The organism is Streptococcus ovis DSM 16829, assembly GCF_000380125.1.
GTDB lineage: Bacteria > Bacillota > Bacilli > Lactobacillales > Streptococcaceae > Streptococcus > Streptococcus ovis.
The window spans coordinates 1-25,886 of record NZ_KB904583.1; the positions used below are offsets into that span (position 1 = coordinate 1).

Sequence of the window (25,886 nt, forward strand, 5' to 3'; positions counted from 1 at the left end):
TAGTGGAGCCTCTATTAGCCAGTTATGCCAATTGCTTGGAGTGTCTCGATCAGGCTATTATAAGTGGCTTAATCACAAAGAGACTACATCTGAGGAGACAAATCGAACACTATTAAAAACCATCAAGGAACTCCATACCAAACACAAGGGAATTTTAGGCTACCGTCGAATGACACGAGCTATCAATCGGGAACTTGGAACAACTTATAACAAGAAGCGAATTCGTCGCTTAATGCGTATCCTTGGTATCTCATCAATTATCCGTCGTTCTAGAGGCTATTGCACGAAGACTAGTTTTGTGAATATCGAAGAGAACATTCTTAATCGAGAGTTTACAGCTCAGTCACCTAATCAAAAATGGTGTACAGATGTGACTTTCTTGCAATATGGATTAGGTTGTAAGGCTTATTTAAGTGCTATTAAAGACCTATATGATGGTTCTATCGTGGCTTACCATATCAGTAAGCACAATGATAATCCTCTTGTTATGGAAACTCTAAGAAAGGCAATAGAGATTAACTCAGGAGCCACACCGCTGCTTCATAGTGATAGAGGCTCCCAATACACATCGCGAGAATACCGGATGGTAACAACACAATATCAGATGACACGTTCAATGTCACGAGTTGGCAAGTGCATTGATAATGCGCCGATTGAGAGTTTCTTTGGACACTTTAAAACGGAGTGTTATGATTTGAAGACCTACAAGACATTTGAGGAGTTGGTCACTGATATTGATGACTATATCTATTTTTACAATAATGAACGATTTCAAGAGAAACACAACGGCCTTGCCCCTCTTGAAATGAGGAACAAGGCCGTTGCTTAATCTTTTATTATTTCATTGTCCACTTGACAGGGAGCAGTTCATAGGAATCACCCCTTGATGAACATGGTGAATGAGCGAGGTTGTCTGACTAAAGCCATAAACGTAAACCAAATCGTAAAATAGCTCCGTTAATTCAATTTTCTTATGTTTTATCATTGCCAAAATATGTGATTTTTCCTTTCAATAAAAGTAACTTGGAGGTCCGCAAATATCAATTATCATTCTAGTTTGGGCAAAATAGATCGTTCTCCCACGTGGCTGATAACCTGTTGGGTGAACGACTTATTATTGTTAATATCCACGAGCACCTGTCGTATCTTATTCTCCCCATACACCCTTAGCTATTCTAAAGACTGCCCAGGCTTTTGGCCAGCCGACATAGAAAGCCAGATGGGTAATGATAGCAGAGATTTCTTCCTTGGTGACACCATTTTTCTTGGCATTTTCCAAGTGATAGTTTAAAGAAGAATCGGTGATACCTGAGCTCATCAGAGCCGTCACAGTAATGATACAACGTGTCTTCAGATCAATGGCCTCATTATTCCAGTTTTCGCCAAACAAAACATCGTCATTAAAATGAGCAAATTCAGGCGCAAATTCGCCTAGTTGATCACGCCCTGCTGTTTGTTTAATAGTCATATTATTCTTCCTCCTTATGAGCTGCTTGATATTCTTCGCCTATCACTGATTCATAAAATTCACTGGCACCAGCTGTGATCGCCACATGACTGAACCAAGAATCTTTGGTTGCACCATGCCAGTGCTTCACTCCTTTGTCAGTCACAACGACATCACCTGCTTTTAGATGTCGCGCAGTTTTCCCAGCTTCCTGATAAAGACCTTCTCCTCCAGTAACAAGAAGAATTTGGTACCCATCCAAATGCACATGCCAGTTATTACGACATCCCGGTTCAAAGGTCACATTTCCAACACTGGTATTGCCATCTGGCGCTTGTGCCAACATTGCTAGATAGGATTGTCCCGTAAAACTAACACCGTACGGATTTTCTTCTCCAAAGGCAAATAAGGGATTGTTTTTAACGTCTTCATGTTTAAACATGAGTCATCACTTCTTTCTATAATAATGTTAATCTCGATTATAGTATATCTCTAACTACTAACAGTGACAAATACCTATAATGAAAGTTAATAGATGCTTCAAAAGTATTTTAACTTATCATCAAGCTACTAAATCTATCCTCGATTCACCAGCATATCCCCATGCAACGTTTGAAGTTGTTTATCTAGGACCAATTTAGCACTTTGCTCAATATAGTCTTTAAAATACGGTGTTGCTCTGTGTTGCTCATATGCAGCTTCATTTTGATAGACCTCAAAGAAATACCAAGTATCCGGATTGTCCACATCTGTACCAGCATACATGACCAAGACTCCAGCTTCTTTTTCCATGCTTGTCTGCATTTCAGGTAAAACAATCTCTGAAAAGGCATTGCTATCCCTAACCGTCACTGTAGCTAGTCGAACAGCTAACTGCTTATCATCAAAAATCCGCAAGGCGGTTGGTTTTTGAAGCAATAATTGTGGCACCAAGGTCACCACTTCACGGCTAGTCAGTGCTTTTTGTGCCAAATCTACAAAGGCCTTAAAATGAGGTGATTGAACATGTTCCTGATAAGCCTCTTCACTAGCATAACATTCCACAACGATCTGCTGACTAAAATCTTCTGAAAGATGACCACCATACATAGCCAAAGTCCCTGGTTCTAGTGCCATTGACTGGGTAAAGTTCGTATAGCCAATTTGCTTATAATCTTCTTCATAATCCAATTCCAAACCAAGACGAAACATTCTAAAGATCTCTGTCATTTTCAACCTCCAAATCCAAAGAGCCTATTGGCATTCCCACGAAAAATCTTTTCTTTATCATTATCCGTTAAAGGTAATTTTTCGATAGCATTACTGATTACTTCTGTCGCTCCAGCTGGAAGAATCCCAAGCGGTGCATCAGTTCCAAAAAGAACATGGTCAACACCGTAATAGTCCACACAGAGTTCCAGAGCTTTGCTATTGCCTAAAAGGGCTGTATCCACATAGAATTTCTTGAAATCACTCGCCTGCTCCTCTGGTAAAATATGCTCAATCCGCTCTGCGAAGTAAGGAACCATAGCCCCACCATGATGAACTAAGATGTTGAGATTTGGAAATTCTTGAAAATAACCAGCCTGCACAATGTCTAGCATGGCTTGGGTTAATTCGTACTCCCAGCTAAAGATAATATTATTGTCTGGCTTCCGCTCATCAAAGACTGGGTGTAGCCAGATTGGGCTATTCGCCTTGGATGCTGCTGCAAATACTGGCTTGAAACTCTCATCTGCTAGGGATTTCCCCAGATGACGTGTGAATAATTGAATCCCAAGTATCTCAGGATGACTAACAACAAAGCTCTCTATCACGCGCACTGCTTCTGGAATATTGTTCATCGCCACCATGGCTACACCACCCGAAAAAATATCCGCATTTTCTTTGACCGTCGCTAGCAATTCCTCATTCGCCAGTTCTACCAATTGAGTAGCTTCAGCACTATCCAGATAATCTTCTGGATTAGCATTGACATAAGAAATAATTTGTTTTGTGTTAGCTGGCATCGTCTCGCGACGTTTTGTTATATCCGTCAAGACAGGGTTTTGGATAAAGGGCATTTTTGAGACTAACTTCTTATCCAGCGTTAGCATTTTTCCAAAAAACTCAGGAAGTAAAACATGGGCAAAGGCATCAATTTTCAAAGTCATCTAATCTCTCCTTCCAGCTACCGGCTTCATCAAAAATAATGCCATATTCTTCGTAATAGGTATCCTTATTTAAAATCTCTCCAGATTCATAAAGACTGATTTTGCGTGTCAAGCGATCAATAGAACGTTGAAGATTTTTTTGTTTGTTTTCTAGCACTGCTAGTTGCTCACGCAACAAGGCTTCACTCGCTTCTACCGTCTGATCACCCTGCATGAGTAGCTGACAATAATCAATCAAGGCTTCGATTGGAATGCCAGAATGACGTAGGCAAATAATCATTTCAAGCCACTTATTAAGATCATCTGTAAAATAGCGATTGCCATTAGACTGACGAGGTATCTCTGGTAAAAGCCCTATCCGTTCATAATAACGCAGGGTATTGGGATTAATATCATATTTTTGTGACACTTCCGTAATGGTGTATTTTTTCGTTTCTGTCATCTCATTACCTTCTATCTAAACGTATCTTGTAACTCTAGTCTACTATAATTTTTGTTAAGTTACATTTTTTAGCACGTCAACTCTTGCATCATTTAGTTACTCAGACAGTCCTTGTTGATTCATTGTGTTAAGCTTGTCCTTCCCAGCCACCGCGTGTATTGACACCAGCTTCTGAAGCCAATTCTTCTAATCTTGCCATTTCAGTCCCACTGAGAACCAGGTCGCTAGCTTTAGCCGCATCTAGAACTTGTTCAACTTTTGTAACGCCTAAGATTGGTGTTGTTCCACGCCCGATTGCCCAAGCTGTCGCAATTTGTGCTGGACTAACCTGATACTTGTCTGCCAAAACTTTCAATTCAGAAAGTAAGTCACCTAAGGCTGGAAACATCGGATTATAGGTTTTGCCACGATTGGAATCAGCTGGCATCGGATGCCTACTATCATATTTACCAGACAAAGCGCCTTGCTCTAGAACCATGTAAGAGAAAAATTGGATATCATTTTCCTTGCAATAGTCAAGCAATCCATCCTCAATAGAATTGCGGTAAAGCAAACTAAAATGGTTTTGAACAGCTGAAATTTGTACCCCAGCTGGTTTCAAGATTTCCTGAACACGTTTCACTTGGTCAAGACTGTGGTTGGATACACCAATTCGTTTCACACGTCCTGATTTGACTAAGTCTGCTAAAAATGGTGTCCAACGTTCAACATCAGCAGCGTTATGAATCCAATAAATGTCAATATATTCTATTCCCAAGCGCTTAAGACTACCTTCTAACATATCTGCGACTGGATTTTCTTTGGTACCATCCTGCATTCCTGGTGTAAATTTGTCAGATATGATGACTTCTGACCTGTCATATTGGCTCACTAACTCACCCAAAATCCTCTCAGATTCCCCATTGGCATAGGCAAAAGCAGTATCAAAGGTGTTGAGACCATTTTCCATAGCAACCGAAAAAACATCTTTCAAGTCAGTCGTATCAAGATGATTGCCAAAAACCACATTACCACCAGCAAATCCGCCAGTTCCCCAAGACCATGTTCCAAGTACGATTGATGCTGTATGTTTTGTCATTTTGTTTCTCCTTTTTTGTTGATGGTGACAGTGTACCACTTGTAGTTGACTATAAGTCAAGTGTTTTATGAATGATTTTTTTAAATCTCGCTCCAACATTTAAAAAGGAAACATCTGTATACGAATTCTAATACCATTCGTTCTTTCCTTGATGGTAAAACCATTCTTCATTACCGATAACAATGCAGAAAGCTGAAATCCCATCTGATTCAAACATTATAAAAAGGCAACTTCCAAATGAAAGTTGCCTTAGACTACATATGATCTTTGACCGCTACTGCAATCATTCGCGCTATTGCACGAACCTCTCCTGCAGCTACCATTTCCATTGTGACAATGACTTTACGTTCGCCAATTTCTTCTGCTTTAGATGTCACAGTAATTGCTTCATTGACTGGAAGTGGCTTCTTAAAATCAACCTCTAGTCTTGCTGTGATATATCGTCCAATCACAGTCTCCTTTGTCAGCTCTAACCCCTTTTTACGATGGGCAAACCAGGCCGCTGACGCTGTTCCATGACAATCAAAGAGCACTGCAATCATCCCACCAAAAATATTGGATGGTACTCCCCCTGTATAATGAGCACCTGGGGTATACACTGAAAGACAACACTGTCCATCCTCACTCGGATAAGTCTTTAGGTGTAAGCCATCAACGTTTTTGGGACCGCATCCCCAACAATGTTGAAATCTTTCTCCATATGTATCTTGAATGGCAATGACTTTGTTCATGTGAATCATGGTCGTTTCCTCGTTTTTATTTTATAGTATGGTCACATCATACCATATTATGTAAACGCTTACCAATAATTTGTTTTAACTGCTAGCTTCACTCACAACACCCGCTATTTCAGTTTCCTTCTCCATTCTTATAACAAGCAAAAAAGCCTTGAAATCAAAGCTTTTTCCTTTTATAATCCATTATTGTATTTTGTAAAAAACTGATATCCAACATGCAACCTTTTGGAGAATACAAATTACCTGTTCATCCATACAATTTCCTCCTCAGCTCTTTTGTACTGTACATTATTTACGAGCAACAAAACTTTCTAATGAAAAAATTGTTTGTGCTCTCATTTCCTCTTTATTCTGTTCGATAAATGCAGTAATTGCTTTTTCATTATTTGAAATCGTCACAATATCAGCAACTTCCATATACTTATCCTTTGCAAGCAATGAGTAAATCTCTGAAAAAGTTAGATTCTCAGAGACTTCGATAGAAGCGACAATGTTGTCTTGGTGAAAATGTGTTTCATAAAAAACATCACAACCTTCTCCTTCACCCACAACTTCAGAAACCGTACTTGACGATACTAGTTTGTTCCAATAAAGTTCATATAACCATTTACAGTATGAAGGATGAAAAATACTATTGCTACCCAGGCTAGCGGAAGGTTCTGTTTCCACATACCAAAACAGAAATAATACAAGGGAACAGCCGCAAATTGGCTACTGACAATAAGCCAGCTTATGTGATACCTTCTAAAATAAACTGTCCACCCAGTAAAATTAATAAAGAACAAGATAAGCATCAAGCTAAAAAAGAATGTTTCTCTAGTGGACTCAAGAGGAAACAGTACCGCATCCTCCCTCACGAGAAAGATTAACATTAAGATGGTGAATATGCCACATATAGTCTGTGCCACTTCTATTCCCTTGGCCTCATGCTGGAGATTCATGATGGGATTGGACTCCAGCTTCAGAAATGGCATGATGAGATAGGGAATTTCCTGCATGATAAAGGCAAGTATGCCAACATAAGAGATTCCGATCGAATAGTCTTTCACTACATGTACAAATTGAATCATCATAATACCTCACTATTCTTGCAACAATGGAATGTCTTCAAGCAGTAGGTTGATTGCTGTGACAGTTGTGAGTGGAGATTTTTATTTTTTGACAGAGTAGAACATTTTACGATTCAATATTCTTTTTATTCATCGAAGTTCTTATCTTTTGACAGCCTTCAAAAAAACGTTCATTTGTCACAACTTCACCTGGATATTGATTTTCAAGTAATTTGAAAATGTCTCCTACATCAATTCCTTCGTCAGATAGTTCTGCAAGTAGCGGACTACAGAGCATCACTTCACCCTTACGAGAAAATTTTAAAATCGTTCCATAAACTGGAATCATCGTCAATAATTTATAGGTAGCTTTCTTCATTTCTTTTGTCTCTCAACTCTTTGTTTCTAGCGATGATCAAGCACACTTTACTTCGTTGTCGCTTTTTAAGCATTGTTTGGCTGTTGGTATACTAAAATTCCTTATTTCCTTCAACTAATTCACACAACTGCTCCTGACCTACCTTCAACATCTCTTCCTCGACCTTGCTCCATTTTCCAAAGAGACACTCTTGTAGAATATCGGTAGCTCTTCCTCTACCTGTTTCAGAATCATAGACACACCGTCTGTCTCTCTGGTAAATTTGAATCCGGTCAAAGAGTTTATCAGTTTCTAATTCTCGTAAATTATCAATCAAATGGTCTACAATACCATCATGATGTTCTTTAGGCGTTGCTCTAGCTTGGTTTGGATTAACCGCATAGACTTCTTCGTAGCAAATTAAGATGCTGAGATAAGACAATTCAGGCTTGGTTGCTATCAAAGCTAACGAGACTTGATAACCTCTCGCCTTCCATAGCTGAGCTTTTTTTCGTGGGACTTTTGTCGTTCTCAAGGTTCCTTCAATTAACAAATGGTAGCCTTGGTTACTCAGTTCATCCATAAGACATTCTACCATTTCTCCAGCAAATGCTTTGGTATAATCCACACTATCTTTTCCGAATTCTTCCTGCAATGCTAGATAATTCGGGTGTAAAGAACGATAGCTGTCACCGTCAATAATGATGATATTGCCTTGAAATTCTTTTTGTTTAATCCGGTTTATCGTTGTTTTTCCTGCTCCGCTTTGCCCACCAAGTAAAATGGCTATTGGGTTAACTGATATCTCTTTACCACGAGTTAAGGAACGAATGGCTCGTTTTAAGGCCAGATCAAAGTCATCTTGGCTAAATTCTTCTAACCTCATTCAGCCACCACCTGATGACGAGCAAGCCCCAACATGCGCTCAATGCCATCCAAATACCCATTGTAGCACTCCACTTCATCAAAAGTATTAACAAGATAAATCTTGGTATTGATAAGGTCAGACAAGTCATCACTCATCAAAATCCAAGGATTGGTCTCATCGTCAAAAGCAATTCCTTGACTATCTTGATAGCGATACAATTGCGATAAAATCGTTGCGCCACGCTCTTTGATGATTTCGATTTTCAGCGTCAATTGATAATCTTCTACTGGTGTTAACATCTTTTCTTCTCCTACAATATCGACATACGACACATTAAATTTCTGACAAATACGGTCTATTAGCTCTGTTGAGACAGAACTTGTTCCATTTTCATAACGGCTAAAGCTATTCCTTGAAATACCAATAATTTTTGCGAATTCTGGTTGCGTCAAATCATGTGTTTTCGTCTTATTGCTTCACTTCTTCAAGAAAGAATTGGTTGAGTGCTTCCCAGTTTCTTGTATCCTCTTTGACAGTCGCGACCAGCTCTTCTAATTCTTGAATGCTCTGTACCAAATAATCATGAATGGGCTGGATGGGTGCGATTTCCATTCCCTCTGGCCCATTGACTTTGATATCTAGTAAGGCTGACACATGTGGCTTCATGTTGTCTGGAACCAACTCTGTCACCAAATCATCGAACAAAATCGGTGGAACACTATGGTACTTCTCAATCCAGCGACAGGCTAAAACTGGACGAAGGACATAGAAATACTTCTTCGGTTTCACCTTGGGACCAGACAGATGGCGGCTCATCTGGTTTTTCGCCGTATTCAAGTAATGATAGAGCATCTTTTTCTCAGAAAAATACTGCTGGGCAAGCGGACGGAAACGTTCAATAAAATCTGTCTGATGATAGACAATCGGGGATTGCATCCATTCGAATAAGGTTGGATTGGACTTGTAGAGTAACTTCAACGTCTTGTCCAAATCCCAACCACTCACATCCCACGTATCGTCAATTGGCAGCTCAATCACATCGCGACCACTATTGAGCTTCAGATAGTAATCTTGATTGTGCTGATAAATAAAACGAACATCAAAATCGCTATCGGGTGAGGCAAATCCCCAAGCACGACTACCGGACTCCACCGCCCACAAAACTGTAATATCGTACTCCTTCTCAATCTCTCGCAGTTTTTCGGGTACCAAACTGTTCATTTCTTCTTGGGTCAACATCCTATCACCTCCTGTTTATCATTACAAACCCATCAAGACTATTTTTGTTAAATTACTGCTTGATTATTTTCTTTATTTTACCACGAATCCTTCTCTAGAGAAATTCATGAACCGAAAACGTAATTTCTCACAAAATAATATTTTCACCCATTCATTGCTTATATTTCTTAAAGCAGCGTTCAAAACATCTGTCAAACTGATTTTCTCATCTGCTAAAATCTTCTTAGTCCGTTGATAAACAACAGAATCTTCACGAAAATGAACTGGTTGAGTCGTCGCCATATCAAGCACCTCTTGTAAATACTATTTGTATTTACACTTTATCATACGCTTGGTGTCTATTCAACTATAAACTCAATATTCCTTATTATTTGTGATTTCTAGATAAGTGGCATTTTTTTCCTATAGATTTGGACAATAGGATAATAGTCTCCGTATGGGGGATCAGATCAACAATTTCTTTTTCTTATATACTCCTAAGCATAAGAAAAGGCTCGATATCAAGGCTTTTCATTATCCCTTTGTTCAAAGGTTTCTAATCTTTCACGAGCAGTGATACCGCCTCAACGTTTTCGGCTCATCGATAGTATTTAAACATACCAATAAACCATTTAACAGAACCAGTTGCTAATCTAAAAGTCAATCTTATTAATCTCATTGATCTTATCACTCCATTCTTTCCTAAATTATTATATCATGAAAATAGCGAGAAATCCCCACTCCTTTAACTTGCTTTTATCCTAGAGTTTTTCAAGCAAACTTACACACTCCACATGTGATGAGAGCTTTCTTCTATACTAATGAACGAAAGGAAGTGAAAGTGATTTTAGGATTATACTGTGGAACGGAACAGTAGCCCTAGTATTGACTACTGTCGTTTCTATTCATATTGGATATTCTAAGACTGAGATGAAAAAATCTATAAATGCTCAGAAAAAAATTGAACCCGCAAATCTCCCCAAAACAATGGTGAGTCATGTACTTGAATTATTCCGAAAAAAATACTCCTCTGGAGCAGTGAGACAAATTGGTGTATCTTGTAGTGGCTTCGTAGATGAAAGCTATACTCTACTATCACTCTTTGATGATGTAGAACAAATTGAAAAAGAAAATAGACTTCAGACAGCTATTGATGTTGTCAGAGAACAGTTTGGCTTTTTAGCCATACAAAAAGGAACCGTCCTAACTGAAGGTTCCAGAAATATTGAACGCAGTAAACTTATCGGCGGTCATTCCGCTGGTGGATTGGAGGGATTTAAATGATTGACCGTTCATACTTACCATTTCAGTCAGCAAGAGAGTACCAGGATACAAAGATGCAAAAATGGATGGGCTTTTTCCTATCTGAGCATACATCAGCACTCTCTGATGACACAAACAAAGTAACATACATGTCTGATTTATCACTAGAGAAGAAATTATTACTCCTCAGTCAAGTATACGCTGGGCAGCTACACACGCGCACTCATGTGATCGAAAAAAACAAGCGTGTTTCCTACACTGGAACAATACCAAGTCTGAATAAGGATTTCATTTTGATAAAAACTACAACAGCTCATATCAATTTGAAATTGAAAGACATTATTAGTATTGAACTTGTTGAGGAGGTACTTTATGAATCAGCTTGAGTTTCAACGTAATCACCTGCAAATGGACTATTACAGCGAGAGCTACCAAGATTTTGAACGTGACTTCTACCGCTACTCCAACATGAATATTCCATTGACCTTCCTGACCGATGATATCCTCAAAACAATGGCGACTTCACGTAAGAATTACTTTGTCCTCAATAAGGAAAAGTCCAGAGATAACCGCGATCACTTCTTCATATTTGAAGTAAGTACCGTAGATGAGAATCCTCTAATCTACCGCTATTCTTATAAAAAAACTACAACGTATTTAGTACAAAAAATGGAATAATATGTAAGCGCCCAATAACAAAGTATATTGAAAAAGGCTCCAAAGTCCTGTCGACCCTGGAACTTTTTTCTATTTACAAGCTTTCTTAATGTTTTTGTCCCATGGAAAATAAGCCTCTAGCACCTCTTTCTGGATGATTCTTTCAAGTCTTTATCAACTTGATGACATTAATTTACTCCTTGTTCAGAAAAAGATGAATGACAGTTGGTGCCTATCAATTACCATTTTGTGCCAAAAAAAAAAATTGAGAGTTTCCCCTCAAATCTCTTTATAAAATCTTTTTTACCCTTGTCGACGCATGACAAATTTCAATACTTGTGCAATAATCAGCCATAATACAAGCGCTAGAATGACAATCCAAATCCACGCTTGTGGCTCGTTTTGCCATGGCAACTGAACATTCATCCCAAAGAATCCAGTGATAACAGCAATAACTGCGAGTAAAATGGATATTATCGTTAAAATAGTCAGGTTGTCATTCAAGTTATTGTTCAAGATATTATTGTAGGCGCCTGACAATTGTTGAAGAATCTGAGAATCCAGCTGCGTCATGGCTGCTAGCTGACGGGCTTCAATTAATGCATCGTCCAGTTCTTCCAATTCAATGCTATCGAGTTTTTGAATATGTGGGTGGTTCCGCAATTGTTCCAACACGAGCACATTTTGATTTCCTGCGGTTAGTAAATAGACTGACCCAGTTTCCAAGTCAGACAGTTCTAATAGCAGTTGCTTGGTCGTCCTCTTTCTTAACTTAGCATTGAGCGTATCTTTATCACGATCCAATTGATCCAAAACAGGGAAATATTCTTTGGAAGCAATCGTTAAGGTGGCGAATAGGAACTGTTGACAGGTCAAAACTGTATTATTAGCCAAATAGTTTTCTAGTTTTTCCAGCAAATAAGCATTTCTCACATTGAAAATCGTAATAAACTGATTTTGTTGCACGATAAACGCCATCGGTGTGGTTTCATAATGATTATCCTCTTTTGTTACATCAAGAAGATTAAAAATCAATAATAATCGATCGAGTTTTACATTGTATTCTAAATGAGCCCGTTCATTTTTGTCTAATGCATATGAGACCAATTCTTTATCTAATCCATAGTCTTCGACTAATTGTTTGTCTATCATTTCTCTTTCTGAATGGATAATAATCCAGCTCAGTTCGTTGTTGTTGCCAAAACGTTTTTCTATCACTTTCTGCCCTCCTATCTCTTTCTCTAACTATTATAGTTAATAAACATTTTTTTGACAAGTTTTTCAATATTGTTAAAGAGATATTGAAATAAGCAAATTTTGAAACATTTTTCGATCTCAGATATAACTTAGACAAATTTTCTTAAACAAAGATATTTTATTAAAGAATTCTAAATATTTATCACTATAATCTCGATAGCCATTTTCTGATTTTAAAGGTTTAATCAAATCTTTTTCTTCATAACACTCGATTGCTTTTCTATTCAAACCTGTTTTTTCTTGAATTTCATTTCTACGCATGGTCTAACACCTCCTTGATTAAAGTATATACCAGTCCCTAATGGGCAGGTCAATACTAATCTTAATATTTTTTCTTCTGCAAAAATCTACATATCAGGGTAAGTACAAGGGGTGCATTTTTCTTGTCATCCATTCCGATATGCTTAATACTAAACTCCCAATATCTAATTAGGAGTAAAAATCCCCACTGAGGATTTTTAGCAGCTTACCAGAAAATAAAGAGGCGAGCTGAACACTTAATCTTCGGACTTCTCTAGTAATGCGATAGCCTCAACATGTGCTGAGAGCTTTCTTCTGTACTAATGAACGAAAGGAAGTGAAAGTGATTTTAGGATTATACTGTGGAACGGAATTGCAAATCTTTACTTAACCACCCATATACGGAGCTATAAAAATTGATTCTATTTGATATTCTAGCATTTCTTATCAGATTCGATTAGTTAACCTAGGAAAGATTTGATTATATTTTATCTCACCTCAACATGACTAAAAATTCTTCAAAACTATGGCTCTGTAAGAGACTTATCCTTGGTAATTGATTGGGATCAGACAGTTCTGATGAGAGAATGCCTGTCTGACCAGTGAAGACCAAATCTGTCTGTAAGGACTTAGCAACAGACAGGGTATCTGCATTGTGATTGCCATAAGGAGTGGCGATGGTGGTTCCAAAGGCAGTCCGTCCGAATCTCGGAAAAAAGTCATCTTTTCACCTGTAAATGTGTCTGTTCGTATTGGTTCACCACCTTCTGTTTTGCATTTTTTTGGTGAGGCCCTTTGTACCGCTATTATTTGTGTAGCATCCTGAATATACCGACAGTCAGTATTACGACAACGACAAGAATTATGACCAGACTGGCTATTGGAGCAAAGAACGAAACGATCATTGCTGCAGCATATGCAAGATAAAGCGGAATACGCACTTTCCGGGTATTTGTCACGTCCGGCTTTGTCCCCGGGAAGTCCTTCAGGATCTGATTGTCCATAATCTGAAACATCAGTGACCACGCAAACATAATGAAAACATAAAGGAACTCCGGCAATGTATCGTTCGGATATTCGCCTACCCATCTCGTTGTAAATGGAACCAGCGTTAGGAAGAATGTCCATATACCATTTAACGCAAAGATACGTATAGTCACATGTTCTATCTTCTGGAAGGCGTTATGATGATTGAGCCATACCAGATAGATCAGGTCAAAGCTTGTCAGATAGGCAATAAAAACAGGCCATTGTGACAACAACCCCTGAAGAGTCGTGTCCTCCGGTGCTACCAATTCCAAAACCATTATGGTTGCCGCTATTGCAATAATTGCATCCGTAAAGGCCACCAGCCTTTCCTTATTTATGTTCATTTACACATCATCTCCTTTATCTGTACACTACAAATCCCGAGTTGTCGACCTGACATCTAAACCACAGCCACAACCCCATGTTATCCAAATCACTAACTCAACCCTGCGGAAAAAACATCTAAACCGCCCACTCAACCTACTGACATCCAAATGGCCTACTCAACCCTCCGACAGAAGCGATTGATATGTTCTGATAGAGCGATTTTCGCGGCATTTTCGCACCCCGACTCTGACGGTCAAATTCCAGAAAAGCCCGGAAATACTGAACTTTTTAGGCGGTCAGTCCTTGACCCGTGACATCAATACTACCGTCTCAACATGATGCGTTTGCGGAAATAAATCAACAGGCTGTACTTTCTGCAACTTGTAGCCTAATTCTTCATAAAGCTTAATATCACGCGCCATGGTGGCTGGGTTGCAGGAGACGTAGGTGATTTTGTTCGGTTGCATGGCTGCGCTTGCTTTGATGAAGCTTTCGGTCAATCCTTTGCGTGGTGGGTCAACGAGGATGACGCTTGGTTGGATGCCCTGCTTGCTCCAGTTAGCCATGGCATGTTCGGCACTATCTGCCACATAGTGAGCATTCGTAATGCCGTTTAGTGCAGCATTTTTTTCCGCATCACGGACCGCTGCTTCAATCACTTCCACACCATAAACCGCCTTGACAGACTTAGCAAAGGATAAGCCGATGGTACCGATCCCTGAGTAAGCGTCAATCACTACATCGTCAGCGGTCAATTCAGAAAAATCAATGGCTGTCTGATAGAGTTTTTCAGCCATTTCTGTATTAACTTGATAGAAGGATTGAGCGGAAATCTCGTACTGATTACCAAGCATGGTATCAGTAATCGTAGCTTTTCCATAAAGCGTATGGAACTCAGTACCAAAAATCGCATTGGTGTTTTTATCGTTGATGTTTTGAATCACAGACACAAGAGCTGGGAAATCTGCCACTAACTGGTCAATCAATTGGTCAATGCGGAACACTTTTGGACGTGTGGTCACTAACACCAACATCATTTCTCCTGAGTAATGCCCGCGGCGCACCACAAGGTTGCGAATCAGACCAGTTTGTTCCTTTTCATCATAAGGTTTAAGGTCAAAGCGCCGCAGTAAATCACGAGTGGCATTGATCAGACGGTCAAGCTCCTTATCTTGAATCAGATAATCTTCAATTGGCATCACATCATGGGAATTTTTACGGAAAAATCCGGTTTCCAACTGCCCATTGACACGGCGAACAGGAATCGCAGCTTTATTTCGATAAGCTGTTGGATGGTCCATACCAAGCGTTTCTAGCACTTCTACATCAGAAATCCCTGCGGTTTTGTAGAGATTATCCACTACTTGCTTGCGTTTGAATTTGAGTTGTTCAGCATAAGCCAAATGCCCAAAATCAGCAATCCCTGTACGCAAGTAGGCCGCATCCATATCTTCTACACGGTATGGAGAGGTTTTGAGGTACTCTTCTACCTTACCGTATCCGATTTTTTTCGTAACTTTGAGCACGCGCATCTGAATCACTTCTTCCGGTAGGGCATTCTCCACAAAAAAGACTAAGCCATCAACCTTGGCAACCCCTTGACCTTCATGGGTCAAATCCACAATCTCAACTTCTACAATATCATTTTTTTGTAACATAACATCCTCATTCTAACTCTCAGCTCTGCTATTTTCAAAAGAAAAAAGAGAGACCTTCGTCTCTCCATTATATCATACTTAACGGAATCCAAGGTCCGCAAGTTTGTTCTTGTACTTCTCAAAATCAATCTTCAGGCCAGAGCCACCATAGATGTCATATTCATCAACCCAGTCGCCAATTTCTGGAACTGTTGTTTGCTCGATTCCCTTCATTCCATCAAAGACCACAGGCAAGCCATTTGTCACTAAAAATCCAATCGGTAGACTTGTGGATGTCAATGCAAAGACTTTTCCTGCTGCTTCTGACCCCGTAAATAATTTCGTCGGATCTTTAGCTTGGCTTAAAATAGCTGCCATCACCTCTTGTTGGCGACGTGTCCGTCCATAGTCTCCTTCGTCATCACTTCTGAAGCGGGCATAGTTGAGCAAAGTCTGACCGTTCATCCGTTGCTCTCCAACATGAATCGTTTGATAAAGAGTGGATTGATCCCCAAAACCAACATCATTTGGTACCTCAACAGAATCGACAGTTTCCCCACCAATGGTACTAAACTGAGCATTCATCTTAACTCCATCTGGAAAAAGGGTATCAATAGCTGTCGCAAAAGTAGAAAAATCGACCAGGGCATAGTGTTTAATGTCCAAATCTAAATTTTCTTTTAAAATCTCACGGACATTTTCTGCGCCATGATGATCAAACTGCTCTCCAAGAGTATAGGTAGAATTAATCTTATAATCATAACCATCAATTGTGACAAGCGTATCGCGCATGAAGCTGACCATCTTTACTTTTTTGTCCTTGTTGTTGATGTTAACAACCATGATAGAATCTGTACGAGTCATATCCGATGTATCACCTGAACGTCCATCCGTACCTAAGACAAGAATATTCACGCCATCTCTTGTATCCTGGCCATTAAATTCTTCCGCTACAATTGGCTCATCCGTTGCAGAGGAATAGCCCTTATAAAACATGAAAGCCATCCCAGCTAAAACAGCTATCAATAAAAAGAGAAGGGCCATCAACAACCGTTTAACACGGCCTTTTCGACGAGGTTTTCTTATTTTTTCTTTTTTATTGGGATACTGAGGTAATGGTGACTCTTCTACCATTGAGTGTTGTTTTACTTTTTTAGGACGTTGTCGTCGTTCAGGTCTAGGATATTTAGGTAGATATACCTCATCGTCATCCTCTATTCCTGGACCAAGGTCAAGATGCTGCTCTGATCGGTACTCAGTGACTGGTTCATTGCGACGTCTTCTTGTTGCACGACTCGGTGTAGGAGATACAACGAGACCTTCGTCCTTTGCTTGAAGATACGCCAATTCCCGCTTTTCTCTCGCATTTAAATAATAAACATTTTTCTCTAAATAATCTAGACGTAATTCCTCATGATGTGTGAGGTTACCACTATTTCTAACCATATCTCTTCATTTCTTCCTTATCTCTACTGGACTTGATAGACCAAGTAGTTCCCTAAAATTTTATAAGAAATTTGCAGACTTGTCAATTCTTTTAAGGCATATTGGACCAGTTCATGCTCTTTATACTGGACATCTATAATAAAGAAATACTCTCCTAAGGCAGTTTTCAAAGGCCGATTTTCGATTTTTGTCAAATCAATTCCACGCCATGCAAAGACAGACATGGCCTTGTAAAGCGCACCAGGCAGATTATCTGGGAGGGTTAGGGCGAGAGATAGTTTCTCTTCTTGTGCGGGCAAGGAAAGGCTTGGCACCTCTTTTCCAAGTAACCAAAACCGTGTGAAATTCTCATCTATTTCCTGAATATCTGATGCAACAATTGCCAGCTGGTATTCTTCGGCGGCAGCCAAGGGAGCGATTGCCGCATATGGTTTTTCGGGATGCTGCGCAACATATCGGGCTGCATAAGCCGTACTGGCCGTCATCTCAAAGTGCGCCTGTGGATAATGAGCACGGATGTATTCCTTTCCTTGTGCAATGGCCTGCGGATGTGAATAGATAACCTCAATTTTCTTGTCTGGACTGGTTGCAAGCAATTGCTGGGCAATCGGTTGAATAATTTCTGCTACCGCATGGATATCCGCCTGATGAAAGAGATAGTCCAATGTTTCATGAACCGACCCTTCAATCGAATTTTCCACAGGAATGACGGAGTAGTCTACCTGACCAGATTCGTAGGCCTTGATGACCTCAGTAATCGTTGAATAAGCCTGCAAATCCATTTCTGGAAAGGCCTGTTGAGCCACATGATGGGTAAAGGACCCACGCGGTCCCAAATAAGCTACATGCATCGAATTAACCTTGCTACTTCTTCCGGTGTCCGGTGGTCTGTATTGATAATCAAATCAGACAACCCTTCGTAGAGCATCATCCGACGCTCATAAATCCCGTGAAAGTCTTCCTTAGAGTTATTTAAAAAGAGGGGACGTTGGTAGATCTTATCATGTTCAATTCGGTCATAAAGGACTTCAAATGAAGCCGCTAAAAGGACATTGTACTTGCGATTCTTTCTTAAAAGTTCACGATTTTTTTCAGATACAACAACACCGCCACCAGTTGAGATAATCACATCACCATCCAGTGCCAACAACTCCTCTAAAGTTTCAGACTCGATTTTCCGAAAGGCAGGCTCTCCCTCTTTGGCAAAAAATTCTGTGATGGACATGCCAATTTTTTCTTCAATAATCGTGTCCATATCATAAAATTCACCACCTAGATGTCCAGCAACAGTCGTTTTTCCTGCCCCCATAAATCCTAATAAAATCTTTGCCATAAGGCCTTCTCCTTTCTTTATACCAACAAACTTTCCAAATCTGTAAAGAAACTTGGATAGCTCGTATTAATGGCTTCAGCTCCTTCAAGTTCAACGGTTCCTTCTTCTACCAAGAGAGCCGCAATGGCTGCCATCATCCCAATCCGATGATCACCAAAGGTCTGAATGGTTGCCCCATGTAGCGGTGTTGGACCGTGGATCATCATCCCATCATCCGTCGGCTCAATATTGGCACCCATACTATTTAAAACATCTGCCACCACCTGAATGCGGTCAGTTTCCTTGACCTTTAACTCCTCCGCATCTCGGATAATGGTTGTCCCATGTGCCTGCGTCGCCAACAGAGCAATAATCGGCAACTCATCAATCAAGCGTGGAATGATGGTCCCACCAATTTCTGTAGCTTTCAACTCAGAAGTTTGAACTGTCATCGTAGCTGATTTGGCAATGTCGTCTCTTTCGTCCAGAGTAAGATTTCCCCCCATAGCCTCAATCACATCTAAAATCCCTGTCCGCGTTTCATTGATACCGACATTTTTCAGAACGATGTTAGAATTTGGAACAATCAAACCAGCCACCAACCAAAAGGCTGCACTGGAAATATCGCCTGGGACAACGACATCTTGAGCTGTGAACCTTTGTCCGCCCGTAATACGAATTTCTTTTCCATTGACTTCCAGGTCACCACCAAACTGGCGTATCATGTCCTCGGTATGGTTCCGCGTCAGCTCTTTTTCAATGATAATGGACTCTCCATCCGCCTGCAAGGCCGCAAAAATCAAGGCTGACTTAACTTGAGCTGAGGCCACTGGCAGTTGGTATTGTATCGGTTGTAACTTTTTCGTGCCACGTAGGATCAAGGGTGGCAAATCCCGTTCGGTTTGCCCTGAAATCCTAACCCCCATCTGACTCAGAGGGAGCGTAATCCGATCCATGGGACGTTTTGATAGTGAAGCATCTCCAAACATGGTCACTTCAAAATCCCGACCTGCTAAAACGCCTGAAATCAAGCGGATAGACGTACCCGAATTTCCCATATCAAGGGGAATAGCAGGAGCCTTTAAACCATCAAATCCCACCCCGTGGATTTCAACAAAATCGCCTGTATCGACAATCTCCACACCCAACTCGCGAAAAACTTGCATGGTGGACAAGACATCCTCCCCACGCAGAATGCCTTTTACCCGTGTCACACCTTCTGCTAAACTACCAAACATGATAGAGCGATGACTGATAGATTTATCTCCGGGAACTTGAAGGCTTCCCTGTAATCCTTGCACCTGTGACCGTAATTTCATCTATTTTTCCTCTACATCCAAATCACTGATATATCTAATCATTATAGCATAAACATACTGAATTTTCGAACAATTTCTGTATCTTTTATGGAAAGACATCGCTTATACTTGCTATCATCCTGTATCTTCTATTGGAGCACAAAAAACCGACAGCCTAATAGACTGTCGGTCATCGAATCACCGTATCGACCTAATCATTAGCCAATTTAAGGGCCACCTTAGCTTCCCCAACGGTTGTCGCTTCCGGACTAAAGAGATTATAGTGTATCTTAGTTCCGTCATTGTTAATGACATAGCCCAAATCACCATCGCCCTCATAACCAGGCACTTTAGACATGAGCCCACCGAACTCATCCGCCAAAATTCGCTGATCGTCAGATTCAAAGTAAGCAAAATAATCGTCAATTTGCTCATCAGTATATCCCTTGAGAGTCTCTTTCAGAATAGCGATTGTTACATTCTCTTTAGACTGAACAGTAATCATACTTTGACTTTCATCTTCATGGGTAATTGTGATGTTTCGACCTTCTCCTTCTTGGGCTTGAGCAAACAAGGTGGGAGAATTAGCTAGAAAAACACCCCAGGTTCCCACTCCAACTATCAAAATTGATAGAAATAAGCTCCTTTCTAATTTGCGTTTCATTTTACACCTCCTTATAAATGATGCAACATAGAAATCAACAACCTTACAGTAGCCATTTGATGAAACAACTGCAACTTTTTGGACGGCACCCCCTGCCCCTCCTCCTTTCTAAAAAAAGTTCATTCACTAAAATATATAACCTACTCTTTACTTTCATGATATGACTTTCTTTTTACTTTGTCAAAGAAAAACACAAAAGGTCTGAACCTACTGATTCAGACCTTTAATGGTAGTTTTTAGTTCGTAAATTTATTTCACTTGCTCGGCAGCGAGTTTACCTGATGTCAGTGCCCAAGCGTTGTTGGCACCTGATGGTGAATCGGTACCCATGACACCACCGACAACTTCACCAGCCGCATAAAGTCCTTTGATGACATCTCCCTTAGTATTATGAACTTGGAGTTTATCATCGACAACTAGGCCACCCATCGTTGTTGCAAAACGTGGTTTTTGCTCAATCATGTAGTATGGACCTTCGCCAACTGGCACTTGAAGGAACATAGCTGGACGACCGAAGTCTTCATCCACGCCTTTGGCTACCGCTTCGTTAAAGCGAGTTACCGTATTCTTCAAAGCTTGTGTATCCATACCAGCTAAGTCTGCTAATTCTTCCAGAGTATCCGCATGGAAGAGGAATGGAGTCTTACTACCATTTGCCTCCAACCATTCATTTACCTCTTTTGGCGAAATCCCCGCTTCAGCGAGTCCTTCACGGAAGATATCGAAGTATTTTTGATCAAGGAGAAGATAGAGGACTTTAGGTTCCTGTTCCATCAAGACTTCCAAGATATCATGGTTACTTGCACGCTCATTGATCACACGGTGTCCAAGAGAATTCACAAGGATACCATTTTCTTTCAAGACACGGAGGTTCCCGTCAATCGTAGATTTAGCTGTTCCAGGAGAAACTTCAACACCATTTGGATAGATTTTTCCGAGTTCCATCATGAGGGTTGCTGCATCCACATCTTCTGCCTGTGCCATTTGCACCCCTTCACCCATAGAAGAACGTGTTCCATAGAAGAGTACATCCTTGAGCTCGTCAGAAAGCATGGCCTTATTGTTTCCGTAACCACCGGTTGTCAGGATAACAGCCTTAGCAGCAATACGGTGAGTCGTACCATTCTCTTCGACTGCAACTAGACCAGTCACATTTCCTTGACCATCTGTCAAGAGTTTTTCTGCCTTGGTTTGAAGGAGAAGGTTGACATTAGACTCTGCCATCTTAGCACGAACGGCAGCGGCAAATCCATGTCCACCGTGATCATAAGCCAATTCACGGTTCTTACGATACTCAGCGAGAATATGAAGGCCACCTGCCATATCATACTGGACACCGATATAGTCATGCACCCAATCGGTTGCCTGACCGACATTGTTTGCCAAGAGTTCTAAGAGTTCGATAACATTCTTGTTATTTCCATTTTTGAGGAAATCTTCCACCATGATTTGTGGTTCGTCATCTGTCACACCTGCTTCATGTTGCAAACGTGATCCTAGAACCACTTGGTTTCCTCCAGATACTGAAATGGCACCACCGATGAAACTGAGTTTTTCAACAAGCGTTGTTTTCAAGCCAAGTTCATCTGCACGAAGGGATGCTGCAATACCAGCTGCACCACCGCCGACCACAACGACATCAACTTCTTCTTCAATGACTTCTGTTGATCGTTCAATAACTGGTTTTTGACGAGCTTTCAGAACATCAACAGCATCTTGTCCGCTGGCTTGACGAGCTGCATCGGCTACCCCATCAATGACCCCTTGTGAGGTTGAAGAGGCACCTGATACAGCATCAACATTGAGCGTTTGGAATTCAATGATTTGTTTTGGCATGCGCTCAAAGACAAGATCCGATAGGCCCGCAGATTCGCCTGAGTTGTCAATTTCAATACCTGTAATCTTATGTTCATCAAATGTGACAACCATTGGAAGTGCACTGTTATGCCCATAAGACATGACATGGTATTGTCCAGGTTTGAAGGACAAATCCTTACTCATCAATTCTTTTAAGCGCTCAGCTTTCGCCTTTTCAGCTTCCACATCTTTGACAAGGAAGAAGGTATCATCCATAAATTTCCAAAGTGGAGTAGGGATGACCAATTTCTCACGGTCATGAATATCTGCAAATGGCTGTACTTCTTTGCCTGCCTTAATAGCACCAGCCCAGTCAGGCTCTACAAGGAAGCCTTTTGCCACAGCTAACAAGTCATAGCCTGCTTCAAGAGCACCTTCAGCATCTTCTTTTTGTAGAATTGCTCCAACACCCATGATCGGTGTTTGCGCTAATTTACCAGTTTTTTGAGCATTAAATTTCGTAATGAGCATTTCTGCATCATCTGGGTTGACAATCGAATTACGAGTATAGGCTCCCATTGAAAAATGGAAGTAATCCAAGTCATATTCTGCTAAAGAGTGCAAGAGATACATGGTATCTTCAAAGCGAATCCCTGGCTCTTCTAGCTCTTCCGGTGAAAAGCGGTAGCCAAGAACAAAATTCTTTGCGCCTTCTTCTTCAATGACATGTTTGGCAGCCTTCACTACTTCGACTGGGAATTTCGCACGTTTTTCCATTGTGCCACCCCAAGCATCCTGACGACGGTTTGAATGTGGTGAAAAGAATTGTTGCAAGAGATAAGTGTTGGCACCATGGAGTTCTACACCATCAAATCCAGCCTTAATCGCACGCCGAACCCCTTCTGCGAAGTAGTCAATCATAGCCAAGATTTCTTGGTGTGTCATTTCAGTAGGTACAGGAGCATTTGGACGAAGGGCAGCTACTGCAGAAGCAGAGACTGGATTTTTTCCTTCGTTCATATTTGGAAAGGCCATCCGACCTGCATGGTAAATCTGGATAAGAGCTTTCGAACCCTTAGCCTGAATGGCTTTCGCTAAGCGTGATAGACCTTCAATCTTATCATCATGGTCAATCCCAAGAGCACCATAGAAGCCACGCCCAAAGTTCTCCACAAAGGCAGATTCAACAATGACAGTCCCCACTTCACCAGAACGATGTGCATAGTATTCAATCAATTCTTCTGTGATGCTCCCATCAAAATAGGCAGATTGAGTGGTCATTGGAGAAACCACAATACGGTTTTTCAAGGCTACACCCGATGGCAAGTTTACTGTTTCAAATACTTGTTTTGTCATTGTTACTCCTCATTAGTTAATTTCAATGTTGATAAGATATTGCGTAATTCTCCGACTGGCACTTGGCCTGGCGCAGAGGCTTTAGCTGCCGCACCAAATGTTGCTGATGAGCCAAATACTTCCCCGCTCACACGGCTGACCATTCCTAGCGCTCCCATAGACATGGTGATAAGTGGACGAGTCGCTTTCGAATAGACTTCTGCTGTCGCTGACAATAATGTCAAAACATCTGTATTCGACTGTGGCATGACTGCAATTTTGCAGATATCTGCATTTTTTTCTTCCATCAATGTGAGACGACGGACAATCTCATCTTTTTCAGGTGTCGCATCAAAATCATGGTTGCACATGATGACTTTGACATCTTTTTCATGTGCCAAAGCAATCAATTCCTGTACCTCAGCTTCTGGCATAAAAAGTTCCACATCAATCAAATCTGCACGACCTTCTTGCAACAAAGTCATGTAAATATCAAAGTACAGTTCATCAGAAATTGGCCATACCCCGCCTTCTTTGGCTGTACGGAACGTTGCCAAAACGGGTTTGCCTGCAGCTTCACGTACCTTATGAGAAAGAGTTGCTACATTGCCAGGCGTTTCTACTCCTTCGTAGAAATCAATCCGCCATTCAATTACATCACAATCCAAGTCTTTTGCCTGTGAAGCAGCTAGTAAAATTTCTTCTTCTGTCTTGCCAACTAGAGGCACGATAATTTTTGGTCGTCCTTGTCCAAAAGTCACACCAGATACGGTTACTGTTGCATTTGCCATGTTCCTACCATCCTTTGTTTTTGTGATTTAATTCACTTGAATTTTATCACAATTGAAAGCACAAATCTAATGAATATATTTTTCCAAACCGATAGATAAATTTTATGCATTTTGTCCAAAAAAGAAAGAGAATCCATGAATCTATGAATTCTCTCTAATAATTTAAAAATGTAGGACTCCTGTGAGTAAGGCTGTTAAAATAACTACCGCATTTGTCACAAACATGATTGGAGCCGCATGACGAGTATATGGTCCTACTTCTTCTTCAATCAAGGAACAGCCGACAAAGGTTGCAGAGTTCATTGGAGTGACACTTGTTGCCAAGGCCAAGTTACATACGAACGGTGCAATGATGGCAATTGGTGATAAACCAAATGCTGCTCCCACTGAAATGAAGAGTGGGTAGAGTGCATTGTACAATTGGTAAGGTACAAAGTAAATGATTGGCACTGCTAATAGCAAGAAGATAATGTGCATATACTTCAAAAGGAAGGATGGAAAGACACTTTCCAACAATTGTGCCAAAGAAGCTACCATAGAGAGTTTGCTTCCATCTTCAGGTGCTGCATTAAAGATAGCAAGGTAGAAACAGATAGCGAGAAGCATGATTAATACATTGAAGAAAGTCATGCCAGCCTTGTTCCAAATCTGACCAAAATTCTTTGGATAGTTGATGAGGGCTGTTACCATTGATGCTGCTACAAAGACCAAGTAAGATGGTACCTTAAAGACAGCTAGAGCAACGATAACCAAGATAAAGACGATAAAGTTGACCCAGAAAAGATTATGACGAGCAAATTCTTTTTCTTTTGTCTCTCCTGCACCTTCTGTGTCTGCTACAGCTTCTTTTGGAAGTCCGAGTGTGCCATGCTCTTTCTTATGACGCCATGCGAAGTAAACATATTGCAAGATAATCGCTGGGATAAAGCAGAGTCCCCAAAGAATAGAAGCTGCTGCCAGTGTTTCTGCATCTGTTCCTGCCATTGTCGCAGACATGATAACACCAATTCCCCAAGGGAGCCAACACATGGCTGCTACAGCTGTTTGACAGATGATAAAGGCAAAATCACGGTCAATCTTAAATTTCTTGTACAAAGGAATCACAATTGGGAACACGATCAAATAAGTAGTTGACATATTGGCTGTTAGGTAAGCAATCCCACCCAATACAGTTGTCAAAATCATGACACCGACCACATTCAAGCGGTCGCCAATGATTTTCATCACGGCATTGACCATGACATCAAACATCCCTGTTTCTGTCAACATGACGAAGTAAATCAGACCAAACAAGAGCATGTAACCAGTCTGATTCATTACCGTACTTAATTGATTCAAGATAAAGGTACTAGTTTGTGTCAAATCATACCCCATCAGGAAACTGAAAATCACTGGAACTGTAAATAAGACAAAGTTCATCGGAATCTTCAATTGTTTTTCAAACAGAATGAAAACCACAATGATAGCAAGCATAATTAAGGCTAAAATAGCTGGACTCATAATC

At 40.6% G+C, this 25,886-nt stretch carries 27 protein-coding genes and 5 pseudogenes; 4 read left to right on the plus strand and 28 right to left on the minus strand.

Features of this window, described 5'->3' with window-relative positions; translation table 11 throughout:
- A partial coding sequence (locus tag A3I9_RS0110490; RefSeq protein ID WP_018378986.1) for an IS3 family transposase occupies positions 1 to 829 on the plus strand: 829 nt, incomplete at its 5' end.
- A 51-nt stretch (positions 830 to 880) separates the two neighbouring features.
- Here the strand turns inward: A3I9_RS0110490 and A3I9_RS13435 are convergent.
- The 15 genes and pseudogenes from A3I9_RS13435 to A3I9_RS12845 all read right to left on the minus strand — a co-directional run.
- Positions 881 to 994, minus strand: a pseudogene (locus A3I9_RS13435) (low temperature requirement protein A); the annotation flags it as partial.
- Between the two features lie 153 nt (positions 995 to 1,147).
- Entirely contained in the window at positions 1,148 to 1,468 is a 321-nt protein-coding gene (locus A3I9_RS0110495) for a carboxymuconolactone decarboxylase family protein (RefSeq protein ID WP_018377846.1), read from the minus strand.
- Position 1,469: 1 nt separating this feature from the next.
- On the minus strand, positions 1,470 to 1,889 hold the full coding sequence (locus A3I9_RS0110500; protein WP_018377847.1) for a cupin domain-containing protein: 420 nt from the start codon (positions 1,887 to 1,889) through the stop codon (positions 1,470 to 1,472).
- A 134-nt stretch (positions 1,890 to 2,023) separates the two neighbouring features.
- A complete protein-coding gene (locus tag A3I9_RS0110505; protein WP_018377848.1) occupies positions 2,024 to 2,656 on the minus strand; it encodes a putative quinol monooxygenase in 633 nt (210 codons plus the stop codon).
- Positions 2,657 to 2,658: 2 nt separating this feature from the next.
- Positions 2,659 to 3,579 carry an amidohydrolase family protein gene (locus A3I9_RS0110510; RefSeq protein WP_018377849.1) on the minus strand — a complete coding sequence of 307 codons (921 nt, stop codon included), beginning with the start codon at positions 3,577 to 3,579 and terminating at the stop codon, positions 2,659 to 2,661.
- On the minus strand, positions 3,563 to 4,021 hold the full coding sequence (locus A3I9_RS0110515; protein ID WP_018377850.1) for a MerR family transcriptional regulator: 459 nt from the start codon (positions 4,019 to 4,021) through the stop codon (positions 3,563 to 3,565). Before A3I9_RS0110515 ends, A3I9_RS0110510 begins: the two co-directional genes overlap by 17 nt.
- A gap of 127 nt (positions 4,022 to 4,148) precedes the next feature.
- Entirely contained in the window at positions 4,149 to 5,099 is a 951-nt protein-coding gene (locus A3I9_RS0110520; protein WP_018377851.1) for an aldo/keto reductase, read from the minus strand.
- A gap of 254 nt (positions 5,100 to 5,353) precedes the next feature.
- Positions 5,354 to 5,839, minus strand: coding sequence for a hotdog domain-containing protein (locus A3I9_RS0110525; RefSeq protein ID WP_018377852.1), 486 nt, complete (start codon positions 5,837 to 5,839; stop codon positions 5,354 to 5,356).
- 285 nt (positions 5,840 to 6,124) lie between these two features.
- A complete protein-coding gene (locus A3I9_RS0110530) occupies positions 6,125 to 6,385 on the minus strand; it encodes a hypothetical protein (protein ID WP_018378987.1) in 261 nt (86 codons plus the stop codon).
- Positions 6,386 to 6,411: 26 nt separating this feature from the next.
- Positions 6,412 to 6,909, minus strand: a complete 498-nt coding sequence (locus tag A3I9_RS0110535) for a hypothetical protein (protein WP_018378988.1) — start codon at positions 6,907 to 6,909, stop codon at positions 6,412 to 6,414.
- Positions 6,910 to 7,012: 103 nt separating this feature from the next.
- Complete coding sequence (locus A3I9_RS0110540; protein ID WP_018378989.1) at positions 7,013 to 7,264, minus strand: hypothetical protein; 252 nt, start codon at positions 7,262 to 7,264, stop codon at positions 7,013 to 7,015.
- A 91-nt stretch (positions 7,265 to 7,355) separates the two neighbouring features.
- Positions 7,356 to 8,129: a type II toxin-antitoxin system toxin PezT gene (pezT, locus tag A3I9_RS0110545; RefSeq protein WP_018378990.1), complete on the minus strand. Its 774-nt coding sequence runs from the start codon at positions 8,127 to 8,129 to the stop codon at positions 7,356 to 7,358.
- Positions 8,126 to 8,575 (minus strand): annotated as a pseudogene (pezA, locus tag A3I9_RS12840) (type II toxin-antitoxin system antitoxin PezA); the annotation flags it as partial. The gene pezT and the pseudogene pezA, both read right to left, overlap by 4 nt.
- Before the next feature lie 4 nt (positions 8,576 to 8,579).
- Complete coding sequence (locus tag A3I9_RS0110555; RefSeq protein WP_018378992.1) at positions 8,580 to 9,350, minus strand: nucleotidyltransferase domain-containing protein; 771 nt, start codon at positions 9,348 to 9,350, stop codon at positions 8,580 to 8,582.
- A gap of 156 nt (positions 9,351 to 9,506) precedes the next feature.
- Positions 9,507 to 9,632 (minus strand): annotated as a pseudogene (locus A3I9_RS12845) (antitoxin); the annotation flags it as partial.
- 588 nt (positions 9,633 to 10,220) lie between these two features.
- Between A3I9_RS12845 and A3I9_RS0110565 the strand changes: the two are divergent.
- The 3 genes and pseudogenes from A3I9_RS0110565 to A3I9_RS0110575 form a co-directional block, all read left to right on the plus strand.
- A pseudogene (locus A3I9_RS0110565) lies at positions 10,221 to 10,613 on the plus strand (DinB/UmuC family translesion DNA polymerase); the annotation flags it as partial.
- The gene (locus A3I9_RS0110570; protein ID WP_018378995.1) at positions 10,610 to 10,978 is read left to right on the plus strand and encodes a hypothetical protein; all 369 of its coding nucleotides are present in this window, start codon (positions 10,610 to 10,612) and stop codon (positions 10,976 to 10,978) included. The pseudogene A3I9_RS0110565 and the gene A3I9_RS0110570, both read left to right, overlap by 4 nt.
- Positions 10,965 to 11,270, plus strand: a complete 306-nt coding sequence (locus A3I9_RS0110575; RefSeq protein ID WP_018378996.1) for a DUF5960 family protein — start codon at positions 10,965 to 10,967, stop codon at positions 11,268 to 11,270. Before A3I9_RS0110570 ends, A3I9_RS0110575 begins: the two co-directional genes overlap by 14 nt.
- Positions 11,271 to 11,552: 282 nt before the next feature.
- On the opposite strand, the gene A3I9_RS0110580 is transcribed toward A3I9_RS0110575, so the two are convergent.
- The 13 genes and pseudogenes from A3I9_RS0110580 to A3I9_RS0110635 all read right to left on the minus strand — a co-directional run bounded on the left by A3I9_RS0110580 (position 11,553) and on the right by A3I9_RS0110635 (position 25,882).
- Complete coding sequence (locus A3I9_RS0110580; RefSeq protein WP_018378997.1) at positions 11,553 to 12,467, minus strand: magnesium transporter CorA family protein; 915 nt, start codon at positions 12,465 to 12,467, stop codon at positions 11,553 to 11,555.
- Positions 12,468 to 12,584: 117 nt separating this feature from the next.
- Positions 12,585 to 12,767 carry a MerR family transcriptional regulator gene (locus A3I9_RS0110585; RefSeq protein ID WP_018378998.1) on the minus strand — a complete coding sequence of 61 codons (183 nt, stop codon included), beginning with the start codon at positions 12,765 to 12,767 and terminating at the stop codon, positions 12,585 to 12,587.
- Between the two features lie 663 nt (positions 12,768 to 13,430).
- Positions 13,431 to 13,505, minus strand: a pseudogene (locus tag A3I9_RS13760) (SMU1112c/YaeR family gloxylase I-like metalloprotein); the annotation flags it as partial.
- A gap of 47 nt (positions 13,506 to 13,552) precedes the next feature.
- Positions 13,553 to 14,119 (minus strand): TMEM175 family protein, encoded by a 567-nt coding sequence (locus tag A3I9_RS12850; RefSeq protein WP_018378999.1) that lies wholly within the window; start codon positions 14,117 to 14,119, stop codon positions 13,553 to 13,555.
- A gap of 279 nt (positions 14,120 to 14,398) precedes the next feature.
- Positions 14,399 to 15,760: a 23S rRNA (uracil(1939)-C(5))-methyltransferase RlmD gene (rlmD, locus tag A3I9_RS0110595; RefSeq protein ID WP_018379000.1), complete on the minus strand. Its 1,362-nt coding sequence runs from the start codon at positions 15,758 to 15,760 to the stop codon at positions 14,399 to 14,401.
- A 78-nt stretch (positions 15,761 to 15,838) separates the two neighbouring features.
- Entirely contained in the window at positions 15,839 to 17,185 is a 1,347-nt protein-coding gene (locus tag A3I9_RS0110600; protein WP_018379001.1) for an LCP family protein, read from the minus strand.
- Between the two features lie 23 nt (positions 17,186 to 17,208).
- Positions 17,209 to 18,036 carry a prephenate dehydratase gene (gene pheA / locus A3I9_RS0110605; RefSeq protein WP_018379002.1) on the minus strand — a complete coding sequence of 276 codons (828 nt, stop codon included), beginning with the start codon at positions 18,034 to 18,036 and terminating at the stop codon, positions 17,209 to 17,211.
- Complete coding sequence (locus tag A3I9_RS0110610; protein WP_018379003.1) at positions 18,027 to 18,518, minus strand: shikimate kinase; 492 nt, start codon at positions 18,516 to 18,518, stop codon at positions 18,027 to 18,029. The genes pheA and A3I9_RS0110610 overlap by 10 nt, the downstream gene beginning before the upstream one ends.
- Positions 18,519 to 18,535: 17 nt before the next feature.
- Positions 18,536 to 19,816 carry a 3-phosphoshikimate 1-carboxyvinyltransferase gene (aroA, locus tag A3I9_RS0110615; protein ID WP_018379004.1) on the minus strand — a complete coding sequence of 427 codons (1,281 nt, stop codon included), beginning with the start codon at positions 19,814 to 19,816 and terminating at the stop codon, positions 18,536 to 18,538.
- Positions 19,817 to 20,006: 190 nt separating this feature from the next.
- A complete protein-coding gene (locus tag A3I9_RS12855) occupies positions 20,007 to 20,459 on the minus strand; it encodes a hypothetical protein (protein WP_018379005.1) in 453 nt (150 codons plus the stop codon).
- A gap of 249 nt (positions 20,460 to 20,708) precedes the next feature.
- The gene (locus A3I9_RS0110625; protein ID WP_018379006.1) at positions 20,709 to 23,612 is read right to left on the minus strand and encodes an oxidoreductase; all 2,904 of its coding nucleotides are present in this window, start codon (positions 23,610 to 23,612) and stop codon (positions 20,709 to 20,711) included.
- A 2-nt stretch (positions 23,613 to 23,614) separates the two neighbouring features.
- Complete coding sequence (gene aroD, locus A3I9_RS0110630; protein WP_018379007.1) at positions 23,615 to 24,382, minus strand: type I 3-dehydroquinate dehydratase; 768 nt, start codon at positions 24,380 to 24,382, stop codon at positions 23,615 to 23,617.
- Positions 24,383 to 24,544: 162 nt separating this feature from the next.
- A complete protein-coding gene (locus tag A3I9_RS0110635; RefSeq protein ID WP_018379008.1) occupies positions 24,545 to 25,882 on the minus strand; it encodes an SLC13 family permease in 1,338 nt (445 codons plus the stop codon).
- Positions 25,883 to 25,886 lie beyond the last annotated feature (4 nt).